Genomic DNA, 26,376 nt, shown 5'->3' with positions numbered 1-26,376 from the left:
CACCCCATGCCCCAACAACATCTCTACCCCACTCACCTTTTTCATATGCTTTAAACGTTCCTTTTCCCACTTCAACTGCTGCTTTAACTCAGCAGCATCCTTATCAATCACCTTATACACATCACTCATTTTGAGCTGTTTAGTATTAACATGGCTGCTCAAATGAAAAGACGCGAAAATTTCCTCTAACTGAGTTTGCAAATTCTGACTCTGTGCTTCCAAAGACAGCTGATAAAATTTCACTTGTTCAGGGCTTAAAGCCTTTGAGCTCAAGCCCTTATTAGTCTCCAGCTGTAACTGCAGTTTCAGCAAATAAAATAAATCCTGCCCTGCATAAGCCTCATTCACCTTCTGCAGCAGTTCAGTTTTTTCTAGTTTTTTCGCTTCATCAGGCTCACGGTCAGGGTGGATCATCGCGGTAATTTTTAAATACACGGTTTTAAGCGACTGCTCTGCCATTTTGGCAGCTTGCTTACGTTTTTCTTGCTGTTTAACCTGCCTAGCACGTTCGCGTTCCGCTTCATATTGGGCTGGGTCGTATTCATAATTTTCCCAATCCGCTTCTATTTCTTGTTCTGCAGGCGCAGGCAAATCATCATCCTGCTTTACGCCTGCTTTGGCTTTTTTAGCGCGTACATGTTCTGCATGCTGCATATAGAAAGTATCAATTTTCTCTACCTGCTCTTTTTGCGGATTGCTAAGCATCTGCGATTTTTTCAGCATCTTGGCTAAAGCCGCTATTTTAGTGTCGATCTGCACTAAATCTGCCTTGGAAAACGCATCACTGGCTAAGCGGTTCCACAGCGCATCAAGCTGCTCAAATAAAACCGCATGCAGCGCTGTATAGATAGGCAAAAGCTTGCTGCGGGTATAGTTTTGAATGTCCGCTTGGGCATTCTGCCATATCGCCAGTTCTTGCTTTTGCCGTTCAATTTGCTCAATCAAGCGATTTAATTTTTTCTGCTGGGGTGAAAGCCCTACATCCGGCTGAAGCGTAATTTTTAAATCGAAAGGCATAAGAAAACGCAAAGCAAAAGAGCAATTATAGCTGAACTTTTATCCTCAAGCCCTAAAGCCCTAACCGGCCCTTAATACCATTCCCGTTCTGCTTAAAACTTGGCACAATCAAAGCAACAATAAAATGAGAAAATTCAATGCCAACACAAGCAGATTTAATCTTTAATCAAGAACTGGCCGCATGGGTGCAGGCGGTCGGTTCCGTCATTGCCATTTTTGTCGCCATCAGCGTGCCTTTATATCTGAACCGCTTGGAAATGCGGCGTGACAGGACACTGCAGAACCTGCAGAAACAAAAATACTTTGTGACCTTGCTGCCCACCCTATACCGCATTAAGCGCTACAGCGAAGACTTTTTAAGCCAAATGCAGCAGAGCCAGCAAAGCGCGGAAAATATTCTGCATACCTTAGAAACCGAATATTTAGAGCTGATTCCGGTCTTTGCCAAGGAACTGCATATCTTTGTGCACAGCCAGATTTATGATGCCAGCCTGAACCAGCTGGCCTTTGAACTCTTTCATTCAGAAGAAATCCTGCAGCAGCATTTACTGCAGCCGAATGACCGGAAGCAGCTCAGGCATCAAAACCTGCTCATCAGCCACGGCCAGCATATTCAGGCGCTCAGCATGAGTTTAATTGAGCATATTGAAAAATATTATGAAGCCGGAAAGTGACGAATCCTTCAAATTCCAGCAGGCAAAAGCCCGCAATATGCGGCGCAACCGCCCGCTGACTGAGGAATTCCAATTATATGAATGCTTTGCATGCTGCACGGCGGATCTTCGCGCCGGCATGCGCAAAGCCGGCAATATATTCCCAATATGCACAGTCACCAAAACCGTAAAAAAGTGGCTTCTGTTCAATCCACTGGCGGACTTTTACATCCCTTATCCATTTTTTACAGCGTTCACGGCATAGGCCCTCAGAAGTTTTAAAATGCCCCTGCGCGCAGCCTGCTTCATCCCGGGCCATTGCCCCTATCTTTTGTCTAGTCTGCGCTGAAAAATCAGGGCAGCTGGCATGCATTATGCTGCACTTTTAGCGCAATTTTCAGATCATAAAAACTGTTTAAATCCTAAAGAGTTACTATTAACAAAACCGCAAAAAAATTTGCTTGAGCAATCCTTCCCATCTCGCTTAAGATGAAATCCAATGTATTTTTTCATACATAAAATAAATCATCTTTTGCGCAGAAAATTGATGGATGGATTCCGTCGCACATTACAGCAATTGATGGCAACGCAATAAAAAAGGAGTTTTATACATGACACATCAACGCACCCTGACCTCCCTGCTCTGTGCCAGCGCCCTCATGCTTGGACTGAGCGCCTGCAGCGACAATAAAGCGCCATCTTCCGAAAAGCCTGCCGGCGGCGATGCCTCCGCTTCGGGCACGCTGGATAAAATCAAGCAGTCCGGCACCATTGTTCTGGGCTACCGCGACTCCTCTATTCCTTTTTCATATATTGCCGACAATCCGAACCAGCCGGTCGGCTATGCGCATGACCTGCAGCTGAAAGTGGTTGAAGCGGTGAAAAAGAAGCTGAATATGCCGGATTTAAAAGTCCGCTACAATTTGGTGACCAGCCAGAACCGCATTCCTTTGGTGTCTAACGGCACAGTAGATTTAGAGTGCGGCTCGACCACCAACAACAAAGAGCGCCAGCAGCAGGTCGGTTTTTCGGTCGGCTTCTTTGAAGTGGGCTCGCGCCTGCTGACGGCAAAAGATTCCGGAGTCAAAGACTTTGCGGACTTGAAAGGCAAAAAGCTGGTCACCACCGCAGGCACAACCTCTGAGCGCTATATCCGCCAGCACGAAAAAGAGCTGGGCATTGGCGAAGTGATTTCCGCCAAAGACCATGCGGAATCGTTCCTGATGCTGCAGAATGGCCGCGCGGCCGCCTTTATGATGGATGACATCCTGCTGGCGGGCGAAAAATCCAAAGCCAAAGACCCGGCCAAATGGGAAATTGTCGGCACGGCGCCTATTCATGAAGTTTACGGATGCATGATGCGCAAAGGCGATGCCGGCTTTAAGCAGGTTGTTGATGATGCGATTAAGGCCGCCTACAGCTCCGGCGAAATTAACGGCATGTACAAGAAATGGTTCCAGTCGCCGATTCCGCCTAAAAACATTAACCTGAACTTTGAAATGTCCGATCAGCTGAAAGCCCTTATCAGCAATCCGCACGACCGCGACGCATAATCCCTAAACACTGCAGCGCCTGAGCCAAAAGGAGTTTGACTCAGGCCGAAAGGGAGTCAATATGAATTATAGTTGGAATTGGGCTGTGCTGTTCCAGCCCACAGGCGTAGGCGACAGCACTTACCTGAACTGGATTTTGACGGGCATTGGCTGGCTGTTGGTCATTGCGCTGGTGGCATGGAGCATTGCCATGGCGCTCGGCAGCATCTTAGGCATTATGCGCACGCTGCCCAGCCCCGCAGCCCGCGCCATCGGCACGGCCTATGTCACGCTATTCCGCAATGTGCCCCTGCTGATTCAGCTGTTTATCTGGTTTTATGTGGTGCCGAATTTTCTGCCTGAGGTCATCCGCAGCTGGTGGATCAATGACTTAGGCGCAAATACCACCGCCCTAATTTCAGCCAGCATTGGCCTGGGCCTGTTCACGGCAGCCCGGGTCTGCGAACAGGTGCGCACCGGCATTGAAGCCTTGCCATTGGGGCAGACAAATGCCGGCTATGCCATGGGCTTTTCCACCGCGCAGCTGTACCGCTATGTCATTCTGCCGCAGTCATTCCGCACCATTTTGCCACCGCTGAGTTCTGAGCTGACCAATTGCGTCAAAAACACCTCTGTAGCATCCCTGGTCGGCGTAGCGGAAATTATCTCGCAAATGAAAACCATCAGTGAATACACGCAGAACACCATCGAAATTTACACTTACGTTACCCTTATTTTCATTGTCATCAATGTCTGCCTGATCGGCTTCATGAACTTTCTGGAAAAGCGCCTGCGTGTTCCTGGCTTAATTGCGGGAGAAAAATAATGGATTGGATTGCTTCGTTTACGCAAGACCTGCAGCTGTCAGCGCCTGCGCTGTGGCATGGCCTGAGCATTACCCTGAAAGTGGTCATTTCAGCCACCATTGGCGGGGTGTTTATCGGCACGCTTCTGGCGCTGATGCGCCTGTCGTCTGTTTCCGCCCTGAACTGGTTTGCCAAAAGCTATGTCAACCTGTTCCGCTCCATTCCCCTGCTGCTGGTGCTGATGTGGTTCTATTTTGCCGTGCCGTTTATTTACACCGGCCTTACCGGCAATTACCTGACCATGGATACCGCGCTGGTGTCCAGCATTGTGGCCTTTATGCTGTTTGAAGCGGCTTATTTCTCTGAAATTGTCCGCGCCGGCATTCAGTCCATTCCCAAGGGGCAAACCTCGGCCGCCTATGCGCTGGGCATGAGCTACAGCCAGTCCATGCGCCTGATTATCCTGCCGCAGGCATTCCGCAAAATGACCCCGCTGCTGCTGCAGCAGACCATCATTCTGTTTCAGGATTCCACCATGGTATATGCCATCGGCTTGCTGGACTTTTTCCGCACCAACTATGTCCGCGGCGACTTAATGTCGCTGCTCACGCAATATATTATATTCGCCGGCCTGGTGTACTTCACCATCAGCATGCTCGCAACATATGCAGTTAAGAAATTACAGCGGAGGTTAAGTGTATGACAGATAGTAAAATAATGATTGACCTCCAGAATGTCAGCAAATGGTATAAAGATTTTCAGGTGCTTACCGACTGCAGCACGCAAATCCGCCAGGGTGAAGTGGTGGTGGTCTGCGGGCCTTCAGGCTCAGGAAAATCGACGCTGATTAAAACCGTGAACGGCTTGGAGCCGTTTCAGTCCGGCAAAATTTTAGTGGACGGCATTTCCATCAATGATCCGAAAACTGACCTGACCAAGCTACGCAGCCGGGTCGGCATGGTATTCCAGCATTTCGAGCTGTTTCCGCATTTGAACATTACCGAAAATTTAACCATTGCGCAGATCAAGGTGCTGGGCCGCTCCGAGGCGGAAGCCAAGAAAAAAGGCTTGGCCTATCTGGAGCGGGTGGGCCTCAGCGCGCACGCTGCCAAATTTCCGGCACAGCTGTCCGGCGGACAGCAGCAGCGTGTGGCCATTGCCCGCGCGCTGAGCATGGACCCGATTGCCATGCTGTTTGATGAGCCGACCTCTGCGCTTGACCCGGAAATGATCAATGAAGTGCTGGATGTAATGGTGCAACTGGCTAAAGAAGGCATGACCATGATGTGCGTAACCCATGAAATGGGCTTTGCGCGCCAAGTGGCAAACCGGGTGATTTTTATGGATCAGGGCAGAATTGTGGAAGACTGCACCAAGGATGAATTTTTCAATACCCCGCGCGGCGAACGCGCGCAGCAGTTCCTGAATAAAATCCTGCACTGAGCTTTGGCTGCAGCTGAGCTTCAGCATCAAGGCAGATCTGCGGATCTGCTTTTTTATGCCTGCTGCTTTCTGCCCAAGCCCGCGCGCATCGGCTGCGCAGGGCTAGCAGTTTGATGGCTTAACACGGTGCAGTCGCGCAGCAGGAAACAGGATGGCTATTTTTAGCCGCGCTTTCAGCTTAGGCCTGCAGCGAAAATTTGCACCTTTGCATGACACTGCAATTCATCAGACCAAAAAATAAACTTATTTATATGAAATTTAATAATTTTATAGAAAATTTTATTTAAGCATAGCGCACCAAAAAAGTTCAGCCGGAAGCAATTTGCTTTATATCGGGTCTTGTTTATTTTTAAACGGCATTAATCAAAATTTCCCTTAATGCAAACGCTTTGCGGAAGCGCGTTCACCGATATACTGGGTTTCTTTTTGTGACACAAAGCACCGAATTGGACCTCACAATGCAAAATATTGACTTACTTTTTCTTCTTCTTGGTGCAGTTTTAGTGCTGGCAATGCATGCAGGATTTGCATTTTTAGAGCTCGGCACCGTGCGCCATAAAAACCAAGTCAATGCGCTGAGTAAAATTTTAACCGACTTTTCACTTTCCGCCATCGCCTACTTCTTCGCCGGCTATTACATTGCCTATGGCCAGCACTTCTTTCATGCAGGCCCGGCTTTATCAGCCGATCACGGCTACAACCTGATGCGCTGCTTCTTTCTGCTGACCTTCGCCGCCGCCATTCCCGCGATTATTTCCGGCGGCATTGCTGAGCGCGCCAAAATGCGCTCGCAGGCGATTGCCACCCTGCTGCTGGTGGCGCTGGTCTATCCTTTCTTTGAAGGCATGGCATGGAACGGCAACTTTGGCCTGCAAGGCTGGCTGCAGGGCACTTTTGGCGCCAGCTTCCACGACTTTGCCGGTTCAGTGGTGGTGCATGCCATGGGCGGCTGGATTGCGCTGGCAGCGGTGATTTTACTGGGCGCGCGCCATGGCCGCTATAAAAAAGATGGCCGCATCAGCGCGCATCCGCCGTCTTCGATTCCTTTTTTAGCCTTAGGCTCATGGATCTTAATTGTCGGCTGGTTTGGCTTTAATGTCATGAGCGCGCAGCGCCTGGACGCCATTTCCGGACTGGTGGCCATCAACTCGCTGATGGCGATGGTCGGTGGCACGCTCTCCGCCAACTTTATGGGCAAAAATGACCCTGGCTTCCTGCACAACGGCCCGCTGGCCGGCTTAGTCGCCATCTGCGCCGGTTCCGATGTGGTGCATCCGGTCGGCGCTCTGGCAATTGGCGCAGCCGCCGGCGTGATTTTCGTGCAGCTGTTCACCTACACTCAAAACAAGCTGAAGGTGGATGATGTTCTGGGCGTCTGGCCGCTGCACGGCGTCTGCGGCGCATTCGGCGGCATTGCTGTCGGCATCTTTGGCCAGCAATGGCTCGGCGGACTTGGCGGCGTGTCGCTGTTGTCGCAGCTGATTGGCACAGCGCTGGCGATTGCTGTAGCGCTGGCTGGCGGATTCATCATCTATGGCGCGCTGAAAGCGCTGATGGGCATCCGCCTCAGCCAGGAAGAAGAATTCCGCGGCGCAGACCTTTCAGTCCATCGCATTACCGCAAACTCTGAAGACAATATGTTCTAGCCTTGCTTAGGGCGCAGTCAAAGCGCCCTGAATAGGCAGCGCTGATCAGTTAAGGAGTTTTACCGTAAACTCCTTAATTTTTCGGGCTATTCGCAGAAGCAAAATGGCGGATATGCACAGCAGAAGAATGAAAATAGCCCTCATCTTAATTTCGATTTAAGCTCGCTTTAAGCTGCTTCTGCTGTAATGGCGCATCATTAGAATTAAACCTTTCACCATGCCAGACCAGCAGCGCTTTATCTTTCTTCAGGGATGCTTCCTTCTGTTCAGCTTCGCCGCGCTTTGGGTATTTTCTCCTGTCGGCGGCCCGCTGGACTTAAGCCTGATTAAGCCGTGGATGAATGAATCCGGCGGTTTCCCGCTGCGCAATGCCTGGGCCTTGGCCGAGCTGAACCACCGCTGGGTTAAAAACCTGCTGATCGGCGCCTATGCGCTGATGCTGCTGCAGTGGCTAGTCGCGTTCAAATATGCGCCGTTCAAAGCGCAGCGCTTTGAACTGGGCTATTTTTTCTTCAGCGCCATGCTCTGCACGGCTGCCGTCGGCATTTTAAAGTCGCAGTCCGCGCACGCCTGCCCGTGGTCGATGACCGCCGCGGCGCCGCATGGCTTTTTATGGGACTTTCAGGCAGAAAAAGGCCACTGTTTTCCCGGCGGCCATGCCTCGGCCGGCTTCGCGCTGATGACCGGCTATTTTGCCTACCGGCTGAGCCAGCCTAAAAAAGCCTGTTTCTATCTGGGTTCCGGGCTGATTCTCGGCTTCGCCATGGGCTGGGCGCAGATGATGCGCGGCGCGCATTTCCTGAGCCATAATTTATGGACGGCCTGGGTGGTCTGGTGCATCAATGCCGCTGTTTACGCCCTGACTTACCGGCATTTTGCCCAGCGGACTCAGCGCTAGCGCAGCGGCAGCTGCACATTGACCTGCAGGCCGCCTAAGCTGGCGCTGGCGCCAAAACTGAGCCGGCCGTGCAGGCGCTCAACGGCTTTGTCAACAATCGCCAGGCCCAGGCCGCTGCCCATTTCCTGATGATGATGCACGCGGTAAAAGCGCTTTAAAATCTGCTCATGCAGCTTCGGGTCAATGCCCGGCCCGCTGTCCTCCACCTGAATCACCGCCATGCCGTCCTGCGCATAAACCGACACGTTGATGATGCCCTGCGCCGGCGTGTACTTAATGGCATTATCAATTAAATTGTAAATAATCGAATGCACCGCCGCTTCCTGACTGTGAATCTGCACGCTTTCCTGACGTTCCATGCCTAAATCGATGTCTTTCTGCATGGCCAAATGAATCAACTGCTCTACGCAATTCACCGCTGTGACATTGAGATGAAAGTCCTGCGCATCGCCGGACACAGCGGCTGACGCATCCTGCTGGGCTAAATTCAGCAGCTGCGCCGCCAAATGCTGCATGCGGATCAGGCCCCGGCTTAATCTTTTCAATGCTTCATGCTCAGGAAACTCCTGCAGCAGTACTTTGGTCTGCAGATTCAGCGCGGTAATCGGCGTGCGCAGTTCATGCGCCGCATCAGCAATGAACTGGCGCTGCTCCAGCTGGGCGGCGGAAATCCGCCCGAACAGGCTGTTCATTTCCTCAATGGTCGGAATAATTTCCAGCGGATAATCCTGAGTTAAAATCGGCTGCAGCTCCTTGGAGCCGCGCTGCGCCAGTTCGGCTTTAAAGTCATCCAGCGGCTGCAGAATCCGGCCGATCATCCAGCTCAGCCCCCAAATGGCGAAAGGCATGAACAGCAAGTACGGGATAAACATGCTGCCGGCCAGCTCCAAAGCCAGATTCTGCCGCACCGACAGCTGCTGGCTGACCTGAACCTGATGATTTTTTAAAGGCAGCACATAGATGCGCCATGTACCCTGCTCGGTTTGGTGGGTATAAAATCCGGCCTGCTGAAGCGGCTGAACCAGCAGGTTGAATTCATGATGCTGGCGGATCGGCTCTGCATAAGACCAGACATCCACAAATAAGTCTTCTTCATGATAATTCTTGGCGGGGTCAAAATCGCTTGTGACCGGCCCCGGATCATGGCTGGCTACCCGTTCGGCCAGATTCTGCATCTGCGCATCCAGAATTTCATTGGTTTCCTGCAGTGAAATTTTGTAGGCTGACAGCATCAGCACGCAGCCCAGCATCAGGCTGAAAAATGACGTATAGAGAATCAGCTTTCTTTTCAGTGAATTGCGCATTTGCACAGGCATGCTTTCCTACCCCTGCAGCTGTCCCAGCCGGTAGCCCAAGCCGCGGATGGTGCGGATGAAATCCTTGCCCAGCTTGTTTCTTAAATGATGCACATACACTTCAATGGTGTTGCTGCTGATGTCGCTGTCAAAATCGTACAGCTTGTCTTCCAGATTCGATTTGGAAAAAATTTTATTCGGATGGCTGACCAGCGGAATCAGAATAGCCCATTCACGGTTGGACAGATCCAGGTATTCGCCCTTGAACTTGGCCAGGCGCTGTTCAACATCCAGCACCAGATCGCCGTAAATCAATGCCGCCGGGCTGTTCTGCGCAGCCGTCTGGCCGCTGCGCCGCAGCAGCGCCTGAATGCGCGCCAGCAGCTCATCAAATTCGTAAGGCTTAATCAGATAATCATCCGCGCCGTGATTCAGGCCATCCACCCGCTGCTGCAGCTGATCGCGCGCGGAAATAATCAGCACCGGCAAAGCCGGCTTGGCCAGCCGGATCTGCTTCAGCACCTGCATGCCGTCCATCATCGGCAGGCCCAAATCCAGCAGCACGGCATCAATCTGCCCCTGCTGAATGCGTTTCAGGCCGTCTATGCCGTTATTCACCCACTCCACATCAAAGCCCTGATATTGCAGCAAGGTCTGGGTCGACTCCGCAATCATAAAGTCATCTTCAATGATCAGTATTTTCGTCATGTATTAGGTTCCCGATTTTGCCGGCGCGCAGTTTTTCAGCATGTCATATTGCGGATCAATCACCTGGCTCTGCACTCCCAGCAGGCTGAGCAGGCTTGGAAATAAATTGTCCTGGCTCAATTCTTGGCTTTTTTGAGCGCTTAAGCAAGCCATTCGCTGCGCATTTTGCGCTTTCCATTCAGGCGAGAACCACATCAGCATCGGCACATGGGTTTGCTGCTGCGGCGCAATCGCATACGGCGCGCCGTGCAGGTACATGCCGTGTTCGCCTGTGGATTCGCCGTGATCCGACAGATACCAGAAGCCGGCCTGATATTTCGGATTATCCTGCAGCGCATGAATCAGGCCGCTGAGCACATGGTCGGTGTAGACAATCGAGTTGTCATAGCTGTTTATCAGTTCCGCCTGCGTGCAGCCCTGAATCGCGTTGGTGTCGCAGGAAGGCTTGAACGGCTGGAACGGCGCGGTTGAACGCTCATAATACGCCGGCCCGTGGCTGCCGATCTGATGCAGCACAATCAAGCGCGGCGCGGCGTCCTGTTCCGGAATGCCGGCAATATAATGCTTCAAGGCATCGACTAAAATCTCATCATGGCATTCGCCGTTAGATGCGCACCATTTCTTCTGCAATTCTGCCGGGAACTGCCACTGCTCAACGCGGTCACAAGCGCCTTTGCAGCCCGAGTTATTGTCGATCCAAGTGACTTTATAGCCGGCGCGCTGGGCAATATCCAGCAAGCCTTCGCGGTGACTGGCCAGCTGCTCATCATAGTCTTTGCGCGGCATGCCGGAAAACATGCACGGCACTGAAACCGCAGTCGCCGTGCCGCAGGAGCTGACTTTGCTGAAGTTGATCACATCCAGCTTAGCCAGTTCAGGGTTGGTGTTCCTGCTGTAGCCGTTCAGGGAAAAGCTTTCCGCGCGCGCTGTTTCGCCCACCACCAGTACCATCAGCTTCGGCTTTTGCCCTTGCGAAGCCGGCAGTATGCGGTGCGCATCCGTGCCATAGGCGACCAGCGGCAAGTCTTGCTTAGGCGCACGGTGTCGATAGTAAGACAGCGTCGATGCAATGGTATTCTGCGGCGAAAGCATGCCTTTTAAGTCGCGGTGCTCGCGGAAAATCGCCGCATAGTCCACATAAAAAACGAACAGCAGCCCCGCTAAAATGGCAAATGATCCGGCAATATGCAGCAGCTTTTTCAGCAGCAGCTTAGGAGCCGGCTCTTTTTTAATGGGGATCTGGCTGATGATGCCTATGGGCAGTATGACCAGAAAAATGCTCCATAAAATGAAGCGGACGGAGGTCAAATCGCGCATTTCCCGCGCGTCGGTCTGCATGATGTTCTGAATTTGATCCGGCGAGATCACTGCGCCTAAGCTGGACACAAAATAAGCACTGAAGCCGCCAATAAAGATTAAGGCCGATGCCAATAGCTTTGCATTCCAGCGCCAGTGGAACAGCTGCAGCAGCACATTGTATAAAGCCGTCACCACCAGAACAGTAGCCGCCAGAAACAGCTGCGCTTTCAGCCCGCTATAAGGCGTAAGCTTGGCGATTTTCTGATAAAAACTGATATTTAAAGCAAGGCTCAGCCACAATACGACAATGAGATTAAACATGCCCAGTGAAATAGGCGGGATCTTTTTCTTCAGCAGGGAAAATGTATTCAGCATCGTGCATATCATCGGCTTTTCTGGATGATTATAAATTAAACGCGCAAACTTAAAACTGGCTTAAAGATACTAGTTTTTTTAACACAGCGCCTTTTTAAGAGGCTGAAAAAAATCAATTAAAATCGTCAGAATGAGAAAAGCCAGCCTGCGCGGCTGGCTGGGAAAGCAAAGCTGATATGCCAGCAATGCCTGATTTGCAAAGCCCCGCTGTTTATGAAAACAGCGGGGCTTTCGCGGCCCAATTTTATCTTAAGCGCGGGCCTATGGAACCTGCCGAATGCTTCAATGCCGGATTAATATTTAAAATTAAAGCCAACGAAAGCCGTTCTGCCCATCAGGATATGGTCAATCGAGCGCGCCACTTCATCGCGCTTGGTATTGGTTAAATTCTTCAGGCCGGCCTGCAGGCTGAAGCCCGGATTGAACTGATAATGCCCGCTGAGACCTACAGTATGGTAGGCATCTGATTTCTGGCTCTTGGACAGCGCAGGCACCTGCAGCATTTGGCTGCCGGTATATTGATAATTTAAGTTCAGCCCGAACGCGTCATTCACCTGCCAATCCCAGCTCATATTGCCGCTATGGCGCGGGCTGTAATCCAACTCCTTGTCGGTATCTTTATTTTTGCCGTCCGAATAGGTGTAATTCAGCTTGACGCCCAAGGCATCATTCAGGCTGTACTGGCTTTCCAGCTCTACTCCTTTGACAGAAGCAGAATGAATATTGGTATAAGTCATCAGCGGCGGCATGTAGCCAATTTTCCGGTCCCACCTGTCGGCCACAATCATGTTTTTAATGTCATTATTAAAATACATTAGGCTTGCGTAGAAACGGTCATTTTCATACACGCCGCCAAATTCATAACTGACCGCGGTTTCAGGCTGCAGGTCAGGGTTGCCGACAAGATGGCAGTCGCCGCGGCAAGACAGTACGGCATAGGTCGGATCAGACTGCGAAATGCTTGGCGCCTTAAATGACTTGCCCGCGCCGCCTTTTAAATTAAACTGATCTGTGACTTGGTAAACACTGTAAAAGCGCGGGCTGAACTCGCTGCCGAAGTTTTCAAAGTCATCAAGGCGGCCGCCCAAAGTCAATGCCAGTCGGCCCAGCTTCCACTCATCCTGCAGGTAAAAAGCGCTTTGATCTGCAGAAATATCCCTATTTAAATTCTGGTTATGGCTCAGCTCAGTTTTGCGGAATTCCGCGCCCGCCGTCAGCAGATGCTGCTCGCCCAGCGCGCGGCTGAGCTGCCCGTCAATGGTATGGTTGGTCTGCTGTACATCCCCGGTTTTCTTCGCCAGAGCGGTCATCAGCTCCGAATCATCCATTAAGTCCACGCGCTCATAATAATAGCGCAGGCGGCTGGTGACTTCATTCCAGTTGGCCGAATAGGTCAGGCCGGCGCTGCTGCGCTCCATTTCCTGAATATTGATCGGGAACGATCTGCCGGAGTTATTCCACTGGGCTTTGCGGTCATCTGTACGGTGCGTCAGGTCAATGTCCAAAGTCTGATGATCATCAATCAGCCAGCTTACATTGGACATAACACTCAGGCCTTTGCGCTTTTCCGCCGCATCGGTATTTTTATACTCGCTCTGTTCCGAACGCCATGCCTGCTGATCGATGCCTTCCAGCACCAGATTGGCCAGCAGCTTGTTTTCAATCAGGCTGCCGCTGACATAAGCGCTGGCCTTGTGCGCAGCGCCGTCATCGCCCTCTGTGGGCATTTCATAGCTGTAGTTCAGGGCAGCTTCAAATTGATCGCTTGGCTTTTTCAGAATAACGTTGACCACGCCGCCCAAGGCATCTGCCCCATACAGTGAAGACATTGGGCCGCGCACTACTTCAATGCGCTCTACCGCAGCCAGAGGAATGGAAGACAAGTCAAAATCGTTGGAATAGTCTGAGGTCAGAACATCTCTGGAATTGACCCGGCGCCCGTTCACCAGAATTAAGGTGTAGTCCGCATCCATGCCGCGGATTTTAATTTCCTCACGCCCATAGGCGGATGAGCTGTTGATATGAATGCCTGCGGTATTCTGCAGCGCATCGGCCAAGTCATATACTGGACGCTTTGCTAAATCTTCCTGCGTGATGATGCTGATGCTGGCTGGCGCGCTTTTTTGGCTATGCTCAGTTTGCGTGGCCGTGACCGTAATGGTCGCCAGCCTTTCCGGCGCTGCTTCCTGCGCATGGCTGTAGCTTGAAAATAGGCCAAGCCCCAGCAGGCAGTGGATAGAGACGGTCAGGAGATTCCGGGTAAAAATGGTTTTATTGGGCATATTATAAAGAGCAATAATCTTAGTGATAATTATTATCAATTATATATTATTGTATCGCTTTTGCAATATTCTGTTTCAATATGAAACAGCCTCGGCCTACGGCGTCTGTTCCAGTCCGCCGGAACAGGCTGAAAAAGGCTGCTTTATTGATCATCCTCGCCATATCCGGCAGGTTTAGCTGTTTAAGGATTGAGATCAGGCCATGATCTATTTATCATGCCAGGCACGATTTTTTTACTTTAAGATGATGATTAAATTGGAGAATAAATGAAATATGCTGCAGCGGCCCTTCTGGCCGGCCTTCCCTGCCTTGCCTATGCAGACTTGGGCCCTTCGCGCACCAATACCGGAAAAATTGAAGTGAAGGACAATAAGCCGTACCGGCTGGATGCAGACGCAGGCTATCTGCTGAACAGCTCCAAATCAGGAGGCAAAAGCAGCAGCAAGGAAAATCTTGCCGCCCATCTGCTGTTTCAGCGCCAGGCCGGCATCTGGGGACAGGAGCTGCGCGCTGAAGCGGTCAGCACAAACGATGACGGCGACTCCAGCAATAATGTGGAACGCTACATGCTGGCCGGCAAGCTGCTGTACAGAAGCACCGATACAGCGTATCAGTACCTGAAGCTGCAGGGCGATAAGGATCTTTCCAGTTCTCTGGATTATCAGATTGCGCTGACCGGCGGCATTGGACTGGACTTGATTAAAACCCAGAAGCAGAGCCTGACGACTGAACTGGGCACAGGATACCGCCACAGCAAAGCGCGTGACTTTCCATACGCCGATGCGCATGAACTGATTGGCACACTGGGGCTGTATTATCAGTACCAGTTCAATGACACCGTTCGGTTTAATCAGGATCTCGGCTATGAATTCGGCGATGAATCTCAGGTTCTGCGCTCCAGAAGCAGCATCAGCGCAAATCTGACAGAAACCATCTCCGCCGTGATGAGCTATCAGCTTAAAGACACCTTGGCGGATTCTGGCAACAGCCGGGATTCTTTGCTATCCGTCGGGATGAAATACAGTTACTGATTTCAAAATAAATGGCTGGGCGCAGAAGCAGCGCCCGGCGCAATTTTTCATGCATCCGGCGCTGAGTTCCTGCCCGCATGGTTAGCGCCCCAGCGGTACACTGGAATCAGGCAAAACGCCGCCAGCAATACAATGCCGCTTAAATAGCGGCTGTATCCCAGCCAGTCCGCTGCAATGCCGCTGATGCTGTACAGCCCGCCGCTGACCGCCGCCATAAGCGCCACCTGAAAAGTGAAATCTGTGCCGGCCATCTGCCTGCGGCTGTACTGCATGATGACCGTCAGCATGACCACCAGCAGCATGGCGGACAGCATGTCTTCGGCGGCGTTTACCGCATAAATAACCCGCGGCTGGATGGCTTGCCCGGCCTCATACCGCCAAGCCAGCCATGCATAGGCGGCTAAACTGGCTATTTTCAAAACTGAAAAGGCCAGCAGCGCCTGAAAGCGCGGCAGCCATTTCAAGGCCATGCCCGCAATGCCTGCGCCGGCTAAGGCTGCGCATGCGCCCAGCATGGTGACATAAATGCCAATCTGCGAAAAGCTCAGCCCTAAATCCACCATTAACGGCTTCAGCACAGGGCCGGTTAAGCCGTCTGCAATTTTAAAGGTCAGCAGCACCTGCAGCCAAAGGCGCAGTTCCGGCGTCTGAAAAAAATAGGCCAGATAGCGCCGCGCCGCCGCCCAGCTGATTTTTCCGGCCTTGGCATGGCCGGCATTTGCCAATATCTTATCCGGATGGGCCGGCTCTTTATAGAATAAAACCGGCAGCGTATTGATCAAGACCAGCCCCGCCAGCAGCAGGAAAGTCGGCTGCCACTGCAGCCAGTCCAGCGCCCACAGCACCGCGCCGCCGCCGGCAATAAAGCCCAGGCGCGAACCGATCACCTGAAAGGTATTGCCCCAGTGCTGCTGCCCGCCTTGCAGTATATTCACCGCCAAGCCGTCAGTGGCAATATCCTGTGTTGCGCCAATAAAGTTCATGCTCAGCAGCGCCGCAAAAAACACCAGCAGGTACGCCGGCTGATTCAAAGCCTGAATCGGCAGGAAAGACAGCCCGATCAGCACCAGCACCGTCAGCAGCTGCGCGGGAATAATCCACGAGCGGTAATGCCCGATATTCGAGATTCCCAGCCGGTCAACCCACGGCGCCCAGAAAATTTTTAGCGACCACGGCAGCATCAATAGGCCAAAGCCGCCAATATGCGCCAGAGATACGCCCTGCGCCCTTAAAATCACCGGCAAGGCATGGGTCATAAAGCCCACAGGCAGGCCTTGCGCCCAGTACAGTGAAAACAGCAGCACATAAATATTGCGCATCTGAAGCATGAAGCATCCCTTGGCGGTTAATTCTGCAGATTGATCATGGCGCAAATGAGCAAAACCGGGGCTAAAACTGCTCAATCCTGCCAATGCTGCGCTCAACTCACAGGCTTATGATAAATTAAGTGAACCCGCAAATACGATAAAAACAATGACTCAGCATTTTCCAGTGTTGCCGGATCAAGTGCCTGCGCGCGGTTCCGCGCTGAGCAGGCAGCTGTTCAAGCGCATTTTTCTGGCGCAGGGCTGGAGCTTTGACGGCGAATTTCCCAATCTGCCCAAAGCTGTCGCGATCATCTCCCCGCATACTTCAAATATTGATGCATGGCACGGCTTTACTGCCTTGCTGGGCCTTGGCATTCAAATCACTATTTTCGGCAAGCACACCTTATTCAATACCCCCTTAAAGCCGCTGCTGCAGTGGATTGGCGTGATTCCGGTCAACCGCGCCAGCCAGCAAGGCCTCACTAGGCAGATTGCCGAAATTGTTCACGCCAAGGATAAAATCTGGATCGGCATGGCGCCGGAAGGCACCCGCAAGCAGGCGGCGCAGATTAAAAGCGGCTTCTACTATATCGCCTATGAAGCGCAGATCCCGATTGTGATGTTCTCCTTTGACTATGCAAAAAAGGCCATTCACTGCTTAGGCGTATTTGAGCCGACAGGCAACTATGCGCAGGATTTAGAACAGATTTTGCAGCGCTATGAAGGCCATTTTTCGCCTAAAAATCCGGACTGGCTGGCCCAGCCGTTACAAAAGCGATGGAAAAACCGCTAGCCAAAATGGCGTTTTTTTGCTGAGATGTGCACCATTCTGTACATACTTTGTCCTGTTTTAAATTTTATGAAATTACTGCATTACTCTTTAATCGGCATGTTAGCCCTCAGCCTGGCCGGCTGCGATAAAGCCGTCAAAACCCCGGCAAAAACCGCGCCGATTAAAGCCCGCGAGCCGGTTATTGCCGTGGCTCTGGGCGGCGGAGGCGCCAAAGGCTTTGCGCATATCGGCGTTTTAAAAGTTTTAGAATCGCACGGCATCAAGCCGAAAATTGTGACCGGCACCAGCGCTGGCAGTTTTGTCGGCAGCCTGTACGCCAGCGGCAAAACCCCGTATCAGCTGCAGCAGATTGCGCTCAGCTTTCAGGAATCCGATATTCGTGACCTGACGCTGAACCGCCAAGGGGTCATTCTGGGGCAGAAGCTGCAGGACTATGTGAATAAAAATGTCGGCGGCAAGCCGATTGAGCAGTTCCCGATCCGCTTCGCCGCGGTGGCAACGCGCTTGGACAACGGCCGCAAAGCCGACTTTATTAAAGGCAATGCCGGACAGGCGGTGCGCGCTTCCTGCAGCATTCCGAATGTCTTTGTTCCCGCAACAATTGGCGGGCTGAAATATGTCGATGGCGGGCTGGTCAGCCCGATCCCGGTTAAAACCGCCAAGGACATGGGCGCAGACATCATCATCGCCATTGATATTTCCGCGCGGCCGGACGGCAGCAAGGCCCTGAATATGTTCGGCGTGCTGGATCAAACCCTGAACATCATGGGCCAGCAGAGCATCAATCAGGAGCTGGGGCAGGCCAATATCGTGATTCAGCCTAAAGTGGGCCATATCGGCACTTTAGACCTCAAGTCCAGCAATGCGACCATTCTGGAAGGCGAAAAAGCCGCCCAGCTGAAAATCCGCGCCATTCAGAAAGCCGTTGCGGATTTCAGAGCCTCGCCGGCCGCCTTGAAGCCAGCCCCGGCCGCTAAATTTTAATTTAAGCGGTTTTTTAAATATTCAAAAACTTATTCATCTGCTACATTGATATAGATGCTTGTCCATCTATATCAATTACAGCAATACACGAGTAGATGTATGGAATTTGTTTTAGAACCTTGGCACTGGTTTGTTTTAGGCGTTTTGCTGATCCTATCTGAATTGCTGCTGCCTGCATTTGCGGCCCTTTGGTTTGGCATTGGCGCCATCATGGTCGGCATTCTGTATTTCCTGTTTCCAATGATGGGCACCACCACCCAACTGGTGACATGGATGATTCTGTCCATTTTATGCACCCTTGCCTGGTTCAAATTCATTAAGCCCCTGTCCACCGATAAAACCAAAGCGGGAATGCCGCGTGAAGCCACCATTGGCCAAGTCGGCATGGTGATTCAAATCAATCTGGATCATGAGCAGATTAAAGTGCGTTTCCCGATGCCGGTTTTAGGCGCTGACGAATGGAACTGCCGCAGCTTATCTGCCGTTCAAGTGGGCGACCGTGTCCGCGTTGTGGATATTTTGGGCAATGACCTGGTTGTGCAGCTGCACAAGCCAACTGACAACGAAAAAAGTGAGTAAATAAATGAGCGCAGCTACGATTATTGCATTTGCCCTGCTGGCCTTTGTTGCCGTAACCATTTTTAAAGGCGTCCGCATAGTCCCTCAAGGCTATAAATGGATTGTGCAGCGTCTGGGCAAATACCACACGACACTGAATCCCGGCCTGAATTTCGTCATTCCCTATGTCGATGAAGTCGCCTATAAAGTCACCACCAAAGACATTGTGCTGGACATTCCTTCGCAGGAAGTGATCAGCCGCGACAATGCCGTGCTGCTGATGAATGCGGTGGCCTACATCAATCTGACCACGCCGGAAAAAGCGGTCTACGGCATTGAAAATTATGCATGGGCCATTCAGAATCTGGTGCAGACCTCCCTGCGCTCGATTGTCGGCGAGATGGATCTGGACGATGCGCTGTCATCGCGCGACCATATTAAAGCCCGCCTCAAAGCCAGCATTTCTGACGACATTTCAGACTGGGGCATTACCCTGAAGACGGTTGAAATTCAGGATATCAAGCCGTCCCACACTATGCAGGCCGCCATGGAAGAACAGGCGGCGGCTGAACGCCAGCGCCGCGCGACCGTCACCAAAGCCGACGGCGAAAAGCAGGCAGCGATTCTGGAAGCCGACGGCCGGCTGGAGGCGTCGCGCCGCGATGCCGAAGCGCAGGTGGTCTTAGCCGAAGCTTCGCAGAAAGCCATTGAAATGGTGACCTCCGCAGTCGGCGACAAGGAAATTCCGGTGGCTTACCTGCTGGGCGAGCAGTATGTTAAAGCCATGCAGGATATGTCCAAGTCCAGCAACGCCAAAACCGTGGTTCTGCCTGCAGACATCATGAATACCATCCGCGGCGTCATGGGCCGGAACAGCTAAAAAAAGCCGCATTTTGCAGCAAAATAGGCAGCGCATCAGCTGCCTATTTTTTATACAGACCGATAAAAACCCAGCAAAAGCTGTTAAATTATGGTTAAACTCCGCGTTTATTTTTGAAATGCGTTGAATTGACGGCAGCTTCAACCGGCTCTGCGCTGACTGTCCATTCATATTTCGATCTGCTGTCCAACTGCAAAATGGATATTGTATGAGCTCCCTGAACCCGACCTTAATCACCTTCCTCTTTTACATCGCCGCCATGCTCGTGATTGGCTTAATTGCGTACCGCTCTACAGCAAACTTCTCTGATTACATTCTAGGCGGCCGCCGTTTAGGCAGTTTTGTCACCGCGCTTTCCGCCGGCGCATCCGACATGAGCGGCTGGCTGCTGATGGGCCTGCCCGGCGCAATCTACCTTTCAGGCCTTTCGGAAATCTGGATTGCCATCGGCCTGATCATTGGCGCATGGCTGAACTGGCGGCTGGTCGCGGGGCGCCTGCGCGTGCACACCGAAGTGCAGCACAACGCCCTGACCCTGCCGGATTATTTCTCCAACCGCTTTAATGACCAGAAAAAAATCCTGCGGGTGGTTTCAGCCGTGGTGATTCTGGTGTTCTTCGCAATTTACTGCGCTTCCGGCATGGTAGCCGGCGCGCGCCTGTTTGAAAGCATGTTCGGCATGTCCTACAGCACGGCGCTCTGGATCAGCGCCATCGCCACCATCAGCTATGTCTTCATTGGCGGCTTCCTTGCGGTCAGCTGGACTGACACCATTCAGGCCGGCCTGATGATTTTCGCCCTGCTGCTGACCCCTGTGGTCGCGCTGCTGTCTTTTGCCGACATGACACAGGTGACCTTAGCGCTTGAAGCTGCCCGCCCGCAAGCCATGGATATTTTCGGCAATTTAGAATGGGTTGCCATCCTGTCGCTGCTGGCATGGGGCTTAGGCTATTTTGGACAGCCGCATATTCTGGTGCGCTTTATGGCGGCCGATTCGGTCAAGTCCATTCCCAATGCGCGCCGCATCGGCATGACGTGGATGACCCTGTGCCTCGGCGGCGCAGTGGCGGCCGGCTTTTTCGGCATCGCCTACTTCCAGCAGCATCCGGAACTGGCCGGCGCGGTAAACGCCAATCCTGAAACCGTGTTTATGGAATTGACGAAAATTCTGTTCAATCCATGGATTGCCGGCGTTGTCCTGGCTGCGATTCTGGCTGCGGTGATGAGCACCTTAAGCTGCCAGCTTCTGGTCTGCTCCAGCACCTTAACCGAAGACTTCTATAAATCATTCCTGCGCAAAAATGCCACGCAAAGGGAACTGGTCTGGGTCGGCCGCCTGATGGTGCTGATGATTGCCCTGCTGGCGATCTGGATGGCGGGCAATCCTGAATCCAAGGTGCTGGGCTTAGTGTCGTATGCATGGGCCGGTTTCGGCGCAGCCTTCGGCCCGCTGATCATCCTGTCGCTGTTCTGGAAGCGCATGACTTTAAACGGCGCGCTGGCAGGCATGATTGTCGGTGCAGTGATGGTCATCCTGTGGAAAAACCTCTGGGGCGATACCGGCATCTATGAAATCATTCCGGGCTTCATCTGCTCATTTATCGCCATCATTATGGTCAGCCTGATGGGCAAAGCCCCGGGCAACGCAGTCACAGACCGCTTTGAAGAGGCGGACCGGATCTACCGCGAAAGCAAATAATTCACACGCATAAAAAAGGAGGGCTTAATGCCCTCCTTTTTTATGCGCCAGTTTTTATGCTTTAAGCGCCGGCTTAGCTTTTGCGCGACAGCAGAAACTGCGTAATCTGCGCCAGCTCTTCGGCCTGCGCGCCAAAATACCCCAGCGTATCCATCGCCTGATTATGCAGCTCCTGCGCATAGGCTTTGGCCTGCTCCAGGCCCATTAAGGCCGGGTAAGTCGATTTTTCCACCTGCTGGTCTTTGCCTGCGGTTTTGCCCAGCACTTCAGTATCCGAAATAATATCCAGAATGTCATCCTGCACCTGGAACGCCAGCCCGACCGCCTGGCCATATTCGCGCAGCTTGGGAATCGCCACATCGGTGCCGTTAAACAGCGTCACCGCGGCCATCATAATGCCGGCGCTGATCAATGCGCCGGTTTTATTGCGGTGAATATTTTCCAAAGCATCCTGGCTGATCTGCCGGCCTTCCGCCTGCAAATCCAGAATCTGGCCATTCACCATCTTTGACGCAGCCGTGGCTAAAATCTGCATCTGCTTCAGCACAATCGGCGCCTCAACAGCCGGCCCCTGATCAAACAGGCGGCTGCCCAGCACTTCAAAAGCCATCGACTGCAGAATGTCGCCGGCCAGCAATGCCGTGTCTTCGCCGAATGCCGCATGGCAGGTCGGCTGGCCGCGGCGCAGCAGGTCATTGTCCATACAGGGCAAATCATCATGCGCCAGCGAATAGCAGTGTATGAACTCAACTGCGACCGCAGCGCGGCGCACCGCAGCGTAATTCGGGTTATGCTGCAGCGCGCCGGCTGCATAGCAAAGCGCGGGGCGCACGCGCTTTCCGCCCAGCATAACTGCATGATATACCGCGCCTTTTAAAGGTTCCGGAATCGCAAATGCGTCTAAAGCAGTTAATAAGTCCTGCTGAATGCGCTGCTGCGCCTCAGTCAGTGCATGTGCCGGCACGTCAGTTAAAGATGACACGTTCACCTCGAATACTTGGTTAAGCTGGTAAAACTGTTATTTCAATTGCACCGCATGTGCAAAATCGGCCATTTACAGATTTTTATTGGCCTGCTGATCATACTGCTTTTACTCTGCTTTCTCCATGCGCAAAGCCAAATCTTGCCCTATATCTATTCAGCGGATTCAGGCTTGGCCCTTAAACAGGCGGATTTCATCATCCATATAGTAAAAAGTGCTGTTTTTCCGGCGCTGCTTGGCTGCGTACAGGGCATGGTCGGCATGCTGCAGCGTGTTCAGCAGCGGACCGCCCGGCCGGCTGCCGGCGGCCCCGCAGGAGATGCTCAGCGCCAAGCCCTGAATCTGATAGCGTGAAGACATGCCTGCAACGGCTTCACAGCAAGCCTGCGCAAGCACGCAGGCGCGCTGCAGGATCTGCCCGGGCAGCAGCGCCGCAAATTCCTCGCCGCCAATCCGGTACAGGCGGCCAGCCTCCATGCCGGAAATCACGCGCTGCAGCGCCTGTGCGCCCGCCTGCAGGATTTCATCGCCGAAACTGTGGCCATAGCTGTCATTAATCTGCTTAAAATCATCAAAATCCAGCATCACAATGCTGAACGCTTCCATCAGGCCCGCATGCGCTGCCTCCTGATGCTGCGCCAGATGCAGGTCAAACATGCGCCGGTTCAGCAGCCCGGTTAAATGGTCGCGTTCACTCAGCTGCTTTAATTCCGCATTGCGCTGCTTCAGCGAAGATTCCGCCTGCTTTAAATCGGTGATGTCCGAGCAGCAGACCAGCACATTTTTAAGCTGTGAATTTTCATCCAGATTCGGCTTGAAGCCGACCCAGAAACAGCGCTGATTCCACTCAAACTCAAATGGCTGAATCACGCCGCGGATCTGGAACTGCGCCAGCTCATGCATAAAGCGCTGGTAAATGCTTTCCGAAAACCCGCGGATGTTCTTCATCAGAATATCAGCAACTGTCAAATCAAAGCAGGCGGCGTATAAGGGATTGGCGAACAGCACAGTGCCTTGCGGAGAAATCAGCGCCGTGGCCAGAGGCAAATTGTCCAACACTTCCTGTGCATCATAATGCTCTGCAAAATCAATATTATTAATCACAGTTCCATTCACTTTTTTAAAGACGTAGCTTTGCGGAATGCTAGCAAAAGTTCAGGATGCATTATCACAGAACACTTCTAATGTTTTATGACTTCTATATATTATTAAACTATATAGTTTAAATATATTTGCTTATTCCTTTATTTCATATGGCAATAAAAAAGCCCCTGAAGTCAGGGGCCTTTGTTCATGCTGCAGCGATCAGCGCAGCGCATCTTCCGGGATGCGCACCCAGCCTTCCATCAGCACGCGGGCGCTGCGGCTCATGACCGCCTTTTTGACGGCCCACTGGCCATTTTCCAGCACCGCCTGCGCGCCGACGCGCAGCGTGCCTGAAGGATGGCCGAAACGCACCGCCTCCCGCTCGCCGCCGCCGGCAGCCAAATTCACCAGCGTGCCCGGAATGGCGGCCGCCGTGCCGATAGCCACCGCTGCTGTGCCCATCATGGCGTGATGCAGCTTGCCCATCGACAGCGCGCGCACCAGCAGGTCTGTGTCCTGCACATCAATCTGCTTGCCGCTGGAAGAAACATAGGCCTTCGGCTGAGAAACAAAAGCGATTTTAGGGGTATGCTGGCGCTTTTCCGCCTCTGCGATGTCCTGAATCAGCCCCATCTGCTTGGCGCCGTAGGCGCGGATTTTCTCAAAGCGCGCCAAGGCATCCGCATCGCCGTTAATTGCGTCCTGCAGCTCCGTGCCCTGATAGCCAATATCTTCAGCATTCAGGAAAATCGTCGGAATGCCGGCATTGATGAATGTCGCCTGAAATTCGCCGACGCCCGGCACGCTGAACGCATCCACCACATTGCCGGTCGGGAACATCGCGCCGCCGTCTTCCCCGTCATCGGCCGGATCTAAAAATTCAATCTGCACTTCCGCCGCGGGAAAGGTCACGCCGTCCAGCTCAAAAGCTCCGGTTTCCTGCACTTGGCCATCAGTCATCGGCACATGCGCAATAATGGTTTTCTGAATATTGGCCTGCCAAATACGCACGGTGCAGATGCCGTTTTCAGGAACTCTCTCCGGATTGACCAAGCCATTTGCAATTGCAAAGGCGCCGACCGCAGCGGTTAAATTGCCGCAGTTGCCGCTCCAGTCCACAAAGGCGCTGTCAATTGACACCTGCCCGAACAGGTAATCCACATCATGATCCGGCTGCTTGCTTTGGGCCAGAATCACGGTTTTGCTGGTGCTTGAAGTCGCGCCGCCCATGCCGTCAATCTGCTTGCCGTAAGGGTCCGGACTGCCGATCACCCGCAGCAGCAGCCGGTCACGGACTGGCCCCGCCTGCTGCGCCGCTTCCGGCAAATCGCTCAATTTAAAGAACACACCTTTGCTGGTGCCGCCGCGCATGTAGGCTGCTGGAATTCTGATTTGTGGTGCAAACGGCATATTTTTGAATCCTTCATATTTATCATTGTATTGCGCAACATCAGCATAACGCTGATCATGCAACATCATAGCTTTATTTGCTGCAAAAACCTCAGAGGCTGGACTTAAGTATAAAAAACCGGCGCTCAAACAGCCGCCAACCCCCATTCTCAGCTAAACTTTAAATTTTCTCAATAAAATTAATTATTTGATAAAAATCATGATAAATACAAAAAATAGCCAGCAGATCCAGCCAGCCCCGTGTTTGTGACTGGCCATCTACTAGGCTAATACTTTTCAATCTATTACAATCTGAAACTTAATCCTTGTCGGGCTGAGTAATTTGAACAACGAATCCTCTACACTTCAGCGTGGCTTAAAGAACCGTCATATTCAACTCATCGCTATGGGCGGTGCAATTGGTACAGGCTTATTCTTAGGCTCCGCACAGGTCATCCAATCTGCAGGCCCCTCTATTATTCTAGGTTATGCAATTGGCGGCCTGATTGCGTTTTTGATTATGCGCCAGCTAGGCGAAATGATCGTGCATGAACCCGTTGCCGGGTCTTTCAGCCATTTTGCCTACAAGCACTGGGGGAAATTCCCCGGCTTTCTGGCAGGCTGGAACTACTGGATCCTGTATATTTTAGTCGCCATGACTGAACTGACAGCTGTTGCCAAATACATCAATTACTGGTGGCCTCATATTCCCGCTTGGGCATCTGTGCTGTGTTTCTTCGTGATCATTACCCTGGTCAATTTGGGCAATGTGAAGTTTTACGGCGAATCTGAATTCTGGCTGTCAATCATTAAAGTCACTGCGGTGATTTCCATGATTCTGTTTGGCCTGTACCTGCTGCTGACGGCCGGCGCCGACTCAACCGCATCGTTCAGCAACCTGTGGAGCCACGGCGGCTTCTTCCCGAATGGCTTTGAAGGCCTGTTCTACATGCTGGCCTTCCTGATGTTTGCATTCGGCGGCATTGAGCTGATCGGCATGGCGGCTGCTGAAGCTGAAGATCCGGAAAAAACTATTCCGAAAGCCATCAATCAGGTGGTCTTCCGTATTTTAATTTTCTATATCGGCTCGCTGACCATTCTTTTATCTTTGGTGCCTTGGGATCAATTAGACCTCGGCGGCCTGGATAAAAGCCCATTTGTGATGATCTTCAGCCAGCTGGGCATTGGCTGGGCAGCGCATTTGCTGAACTTCATTATTTTAAGCGCTGCGCTTTCTGTATATAACAGCGGCATGTACGCCAACAGCCGCATGCTGTACGGCCTGGCGCAGCAAGGCAATGCGCCAAAAGTGTTCATGCAGGTCAATAAGCAGGGCGTGCCTATTCCTGCGGTGCTGTTCTCTGCGCTGCTGATTTTCGGCTGCGTGCTGCTGAACTACTTTGTGCCTGAAGACGCTTTAGGCCATCTGATGTACGTGGTTGTCGGCGCGCTGGTGCTGAACTGGGCCATGATCAGCCTAACCCATTTGAAGTTCAGGCAGTCCATTCAGAAAGCTGCTGAAACAGCCAAGTTTCCTGCGCTTTGGTCGCCGTTCAGCAATTATTTAGTGCTGGCCTTTATTGCTGTGGTGCTGTACATCATGTGGACGCAGGGCTTTAAAGAGTCAGTTTTGATCATTCCAGTGTGGATTATTTTGATGCTGGCGCTGTTTAAAATGCTTAAGCCGTCAAAGTAGCCGCCATCACTGCGCT

The 26,376-nt window shown here is 52.2% G+C and carries 23 protein-coding genes; 14 read left to right on the top strand and 9 right to left on the bottom strand.

Translation table 11 applies throughout. The features are described 5' to 3' along the window. The coding region (locus RSA72_RS03725; protein WP_332632773.1) for a molecular chaperone DnaJ at positions 1-1,017 on the bottom strand (1,017 nt) is incomplete at its 3' end. 137 nt (positions 1,018-1,154) lie between these two features. Here RSA72_RS03725 and RSA72_RS03720 point away from each other — a divergent pair. The 7 genes from RSA72_RS03720 to RSA72_RS03690 all read left to right on the top strand — a co-directional run bounded on the left by RSA72_RS03720 (position 1,155) and on the right by RSA72_RS03690 (position 7,995). Further along, positions 1,155-1,691: a hypothetical protein gene (locus RSA72_RS03720; protein ID WP_332622959.1), complete on the top strand. Its 537-nt coding sequence runs from the start codon at positions 1,155-1,157 to the stop codon at positions 1,689-1,691. A 590-nt stretch (positions 1,692-2,281) separates the two neighbouring features. Then, positions 2,282-3,223 (top strand): transporter substrate-binding domain-containing protein, encoded by a 942-nt coding sequence (locus RSA72_RS03715; RefSeq protein WP_332622960.1) that lies wholly within the window; start codon positions 2,282-2,284, stop codon positions 3,221-3,223. 61 nt (positions 3,224-3,284) lie between these two features. Then, complete coding sequence (locus RSA72_RS03710) at positions 3,285-4,028, top strand: amino acid ABC transporter permease (RefSeq protein WP_332622962.1); 744 nt, start codon at positions 3,285-3,287, stop codon at positions 4,026-4,028. Further along, positions 4,028-4,711, top strand: a complete 684-nt coding sequence (locus RSA72_RS03705) for an ABC transporter permease subunit (protein WP_332622964.1) — start codon at positions 4,028-4,030, stop codon at positions 4,709-4,711. Before RSA72_RS03710 ends, RSA72_RS03705 begins: the two co-directional genes overlap by 1 nt. A 14-nt stretch (positions 4,712-4,725) precedes the next feature. Next, complete coding sequence (locus tag RSA72_RS03700; RefSeq protein ID WP_332622965.1) at positions 4,726-5,451, top strand: amino acid ABC transporter ATP-binding protein; 726 nt, start codon at positions 4,726-4,728, stop codon at positions 5,449-5,451. Positions 5,452-5,909: 458 nt separating this feature from the next. Next, entirely contained in the window at positions 5,910-7,097 is a 1,188-nt protein-coding gene (locus RSA72_RS03695) for an ammonium transporter (protein WP_332622966.1), read from the top strand. A gap of 217 nt (positions 7,098-7,314) precedes the next feature. Then, positions 7,315-7,995, top strand: a complete 681-nt coding sequence (locus RSA72_RS03690) for a phosphatase PAP2 family protein (RefSeq protein ID WP_332622967.1) — start codon at positions 7,315-7,317, stop codon at positions 7,993-7,995. On the opposite strand, the gene RSA72_RS03685 is transcribed toward RSA72_RS03690, so the two are convergent. From RSA72_RS03685 to RSA72_RS03670, 4 genes are all read right to left on the bottom strand, one after another. After that, entirely contained in the window at positions 7,992-9,299 is a 1,308-nt protein-coding gene (locus RSA72_RS03685; protein ID WP_332622971.1) for an ATP-binding protein, read from the bottom strand. The genes RSA72_RS03690 and RSA72_RS03685 overlap by 4 nt on opposite strands. A gap of 18 nt (positions 9,300-9,317) precedes the next feature. Next, positions 9,318-9,998 carry a response regulator transcription factor gene (locus tag RSA72_RS03680; RefSeq protein WP_332622968.1) on the bottom strand — a complete coding sequence of 227 codons (681 nt, stop codon included), beginning with the start codon at positions 9,996-9,998 and terminating at the stop codon, positions 9,318-9,320. Positions 9,999-10,001: 3 nt separating this feature from the next. Then, positions 10,002-11,672 (bottom strand): phosphoethanolamine transferase, encoded by a 1,671-nt coding sequence (locus RSA72_RS03675; protein WP_332632771.1) that lies wholly within the window; start codon positions 11,670-11,672, stop codon positions 10,002-10,004. Positions 11,673-11,965: 293 nt separating this feature from the next. Next, positions 11,966-13,954 carry a TonB-dependent receptor plug domain-containing protein gene (locus tag RSA72_RS03670; protein ID WP_332621943.1) on the bottom strand — a complete coding sequence of 663 codons (1,989 nt, stop codon included), beginning with the start codon at positions 13,952-13,954 and terminating at the stop codon, positions 11,966-11,968. Positions 13,955-14,221: 267 nt separating this feature from the next. Here RSA72_RS03670 and RSA72_RS03665 point away from each other — a divergent pair, with 267 nt between their 5' ends. Continuing rightward, positions 14,222-14,986, top strand: coding sequence for a DUF481 domain-containing protein (locus RSA72_RS03665; protein WP_332621944.1), 765 nt, complete (start codon positions 14,222-14,224; stop codon positions 14,984-14,986). A gap of 47 nt (positions 14,987-15,033) precedes the next feature. On the opposite strand, the gene RSA72_RS03660 is transcribed toward RSA72_RS03665, so the two are convergent. Continuing rightward, positions 15,034-16,314 carry an MFS transporter gene (locus RSA72_RS03660; RefSeq protein ID WP_332621945.1) on the bottom strand — a complete coding sequence of 427 codons (1,281 nt, stop codon included), beginning with the start codon at positions 16,312-16,314 and terminating at the stop codon, positions 15,034-15,036. Positions 16,315-16,459: 145 nt separating this feature from the next. Between RSA72_RS03660 and RSA72_RS03655 the strand changes: the two genes are divergently transcribed. The 5 genes from RSA72_RS03655 to putP all read left to right on the top strand — a co-directional run bounded on the left by RSA72_RS03655 (position 16,460) and on the right by putP (position 21,207). Next, a complete protein-coding gene (locus RSA72_RS03655) occupies positions 16,460-17,086 on the top strand; it encodes a 1-acyl-sn-glycerol-3-phosphate acyltransferase (RefSeq protein ID WP_332621946.1) in 627 nt (208 codons plus the stop codon). 66 nt (positions 17,087-17,152) lie between these two features. After that, entirely contained in the window at positions 17,153-18,070 is a 918-nt protein-coding gene (locus RSA72_RS03650) for a patatin-like phospholipase family protein (protein ID WP_332621947.1), read from the top strand. Positions 18,071-18,169: 99 nt separating this feature from the next. Next, positions 18,170-18,649: an NfeD family protein gene (locus RSA72_RS03645; RefSeq protein ID WP_332621948.1), complete on the top strand. Its 480-nt coding sequence runs from the start codon at positions 18,170-18,172 to the stop codon at positions 18,647-18,649. A 4-nt stretch (positions 18,650-18,653) separates the two neighbouring features. Next, on the top strand, positions 18,654-19,508 hold the full coding sequence (locus RSA72_RS03640; protein ID WP_332621950.1) for an SPFH domain-containing protein: 855 nt from the start codon (positions 18,654-18,656) through the stop codon (positions 19,506-19,508). 208 nt (positions 19,509-19,716) lie between these two features. Next, complete coding sequence (putP, locus tag RSA72_RS03635; RefSeq protein ID WP_332621952.1) at positions 19,717-21,207, top strand: sodium/proline symporter PutP; 1,491 nt, start codon at positions 19,717-19,719, stop codon at positions 21,205-21,207. Between the two features lie 73 nt (positions 21,208-21,280). Here the strand turns inward: putP and RSA72_RS03630 are convergent, their stop codons facing one another. The 3 genes from RSA72_RS03630 to prpF form a co-directional block, all read right to left on the bottom strand. Next, complete coding sequence (locus RSA72_RS03630; protein WP_332621954.1) at positions 21,281-22,189, bottom strand: polyprenyl synthetase family protein; 909 nt, start codon at positions 22,187-22,189, stop codon at positions 21,281-21,283. Between the two features lie 165 nt (positions 22,190-22,354). Next, positions 22,355-23,293 (bottom strand): sensor domain-containing diguanylate cyclase, encoded by a 939-nt coding sequence (locus RSA72_RS03625; protein WP_332621956.1) that lies wholly within the window; start codon positions 23,291-23,293, stop codon positions 22,355-22,357. Positions 23,294-23,494: 201 nt separating this feature from the next. After that, positions 23,495-24,685 carry a 2-methylaconitate cis-trans isomerase PrpF gene (gene prpF / locus RSA72_RS03620; RefSeq protein WP_332621957.1) on the bottom strand — a complete coding sequence of 397 codons (1,191 nt, stop codon included), beginning with the start codon at positions 24,683-24,685 and terminating at the stop codon, positions 23,495-23,497. Positions 24,686-25,007: 322 nt separating this feature from the next. On the opposite strand from prpF, the gene RSA72_RS03615 reads away from it, so the two are divergent. Beyond that, entirely contained in the window at positions 25,008-26,360 is a 1,353-nt protein-coding gene (locus tag RSA72_RS03615) for an amino acid permease (RefSeq protein ID WP_332621959.1), read from the top strand. Positions 26,361-26,376: the final 16 nt, after the last annotated feature.

It is taken from the genome of Acinetobacter sp. (assembly GCF_036659555.1).
Taxonomy (GTDB): Bacteria; Pseudomonadota; Gammaproteobacteria; order Pseudomonadales; family Moraxellaceae; genus Acinetobacter.
This window is presented reverse-complemented; position numbering and strand designations above follow the sequence as displayed.

What these genes read in the sequence shown, in the direction of transcription:
- RSA72_RS03720 (WP_332622959.1), top strand. Translation starts at nt 1,155, where the DNA reads ATGCCAACACAAGCAGATTTAATCTTTAATCAAGAACTGGCCGCATGG.
- RSA72_RS03715 (WP_332622960.1), top strand. Translation starts at nt 2,282, where the DNA reads ATGACACATCAACGCACCCTGACCTCCCTGCTCTGTGCCAGCGCCCTC.
- RSA72_RS03710 (WP_332622962.1), top strand. Translation starts at nt 3,285, where the DNA reads ATGAATTATAGTTGGAATTGGGCTGTGCTGTTCCAGCCCACAGGCGTA.
- RSA72_RS03705 (WP_332622964.1), top strand. Translation starts at nt 4,028, where the DNA reads ATGGATTGGATTGCTTCGTTTACGCAAGACCTGCAGCTGTCAGCGCCT.
- RSA72_RS03700 (WP_332622965.1), top strand. Translation starts at nt 4,726, where the DNA reads ATGATTGACCTCCAGAATGTCAGCAAATGGTATAAAGATTTTCAGGTG.
- RSA72_RS03695 (WP_332622966.1), top strand. Translation starts at nt 5,910, where the DNA reads ATGCAAAATATTGACTTACTTTTTCTTCTTCTTGGTGCAGTTTTAGTG.
- RSA72_RS03690 (WP_332622967.1), top strand. Translation starts at nt 7,315, where the DNA reads ATGCCAGACCAGCAGCGCTTTATCTTTCTTCAGGGATGCTTCCTTCTG.
- RSA72_RS03685 (WP_332622971.1), bottom strand. Translation starts at nt 9,299, where the DNA reads ATGCGCAATTCACTGAAAAGAAAGCTGATTCTCTATACGTCATTTTTC.
- RSA72_RS03680 (WP_332622968.1), bottom strand. Translation starts at nt 9,998, where the DNA reads ATGACGAAAATACTGATCATTGAAGATGACTTTATGATTGCGGAGTCG.
- RSA72_RS03675 (WP_332632771.1), bottom strand. Translation starts at nt 11,672, where the DNA reads ATGCTGAATACATTTTCCCTGCTGAAGAAAAAGATCCCGCCTATTTCA.
- RSA72_RS03670 (WP_332621943.1), bottom strand. Translation starts at nt 13,954, where the DNA reads ATGCCCAATAAAACCATTTTTACCCGGAATCTCCTGACCGTCTCTATC.
- RSA72_RS03665 (WP_332621944.1), top strand. Translation starts at nt 14,222, where the DNA reads ATGAAATATGCTGCAGCGGCCCTTCTGGCCGGCCTTCCCTGCCTTGCC.
- RSA72_RS03660 (WP_332621945.1), bottom strand. Translation starts at nt 16,314, where the DNA reads ATGCTTCAGATGCGCAATATTTATGTGCTGCTGTTTTCACTGTACTGG.
- RSA72_RS03655 (WP_332621946.1), top strand. Translation starts at nt 16,460, where the DNA reads ATGACTCAGCATTTTCCAGTGTTGCCGGATCAAGTGCCTGCGCGCGGT.
- RSA72_RS03650 (WP_332621947.1), top strand. Translation starts at nt 17,153, where the DNA reads ATGAAATTACTGCATTACTCTTTAATCGGCATGTTAGCCCTCAGCCTG.
- RSA72_RS03645 (WP_332621948.1), top strand. Translation starts at nt 18,170, where the DNA reads ATGGAATTTGTTTTAGAACCTTGGCACTGGTTTGTTTTAGGCGTTTTG.
- RSA72_RS03640 (WP_332621950.1), top strand. Translation starts at nt 18,654, where the DNA reads ATGAGCGCAGCTACGATTATTGCATTTGCCCTGCTGGCCTTTGTTGCC.
- putP (WP_332621952.1), top strand. Translation starts at nt 19,717, where the DNA reads ATGAGCTCCCTGAACCCGACCTTAATCACCTTCCTCTTTTACATCGCC.
- prpF (WP_332621957.1), bottom strand. Translation starts at nt 24,685, where the DNA reads ATGCCGTTTGCACCACAAATCAGAATTCCAGCAGCCTACATGCGCGGC.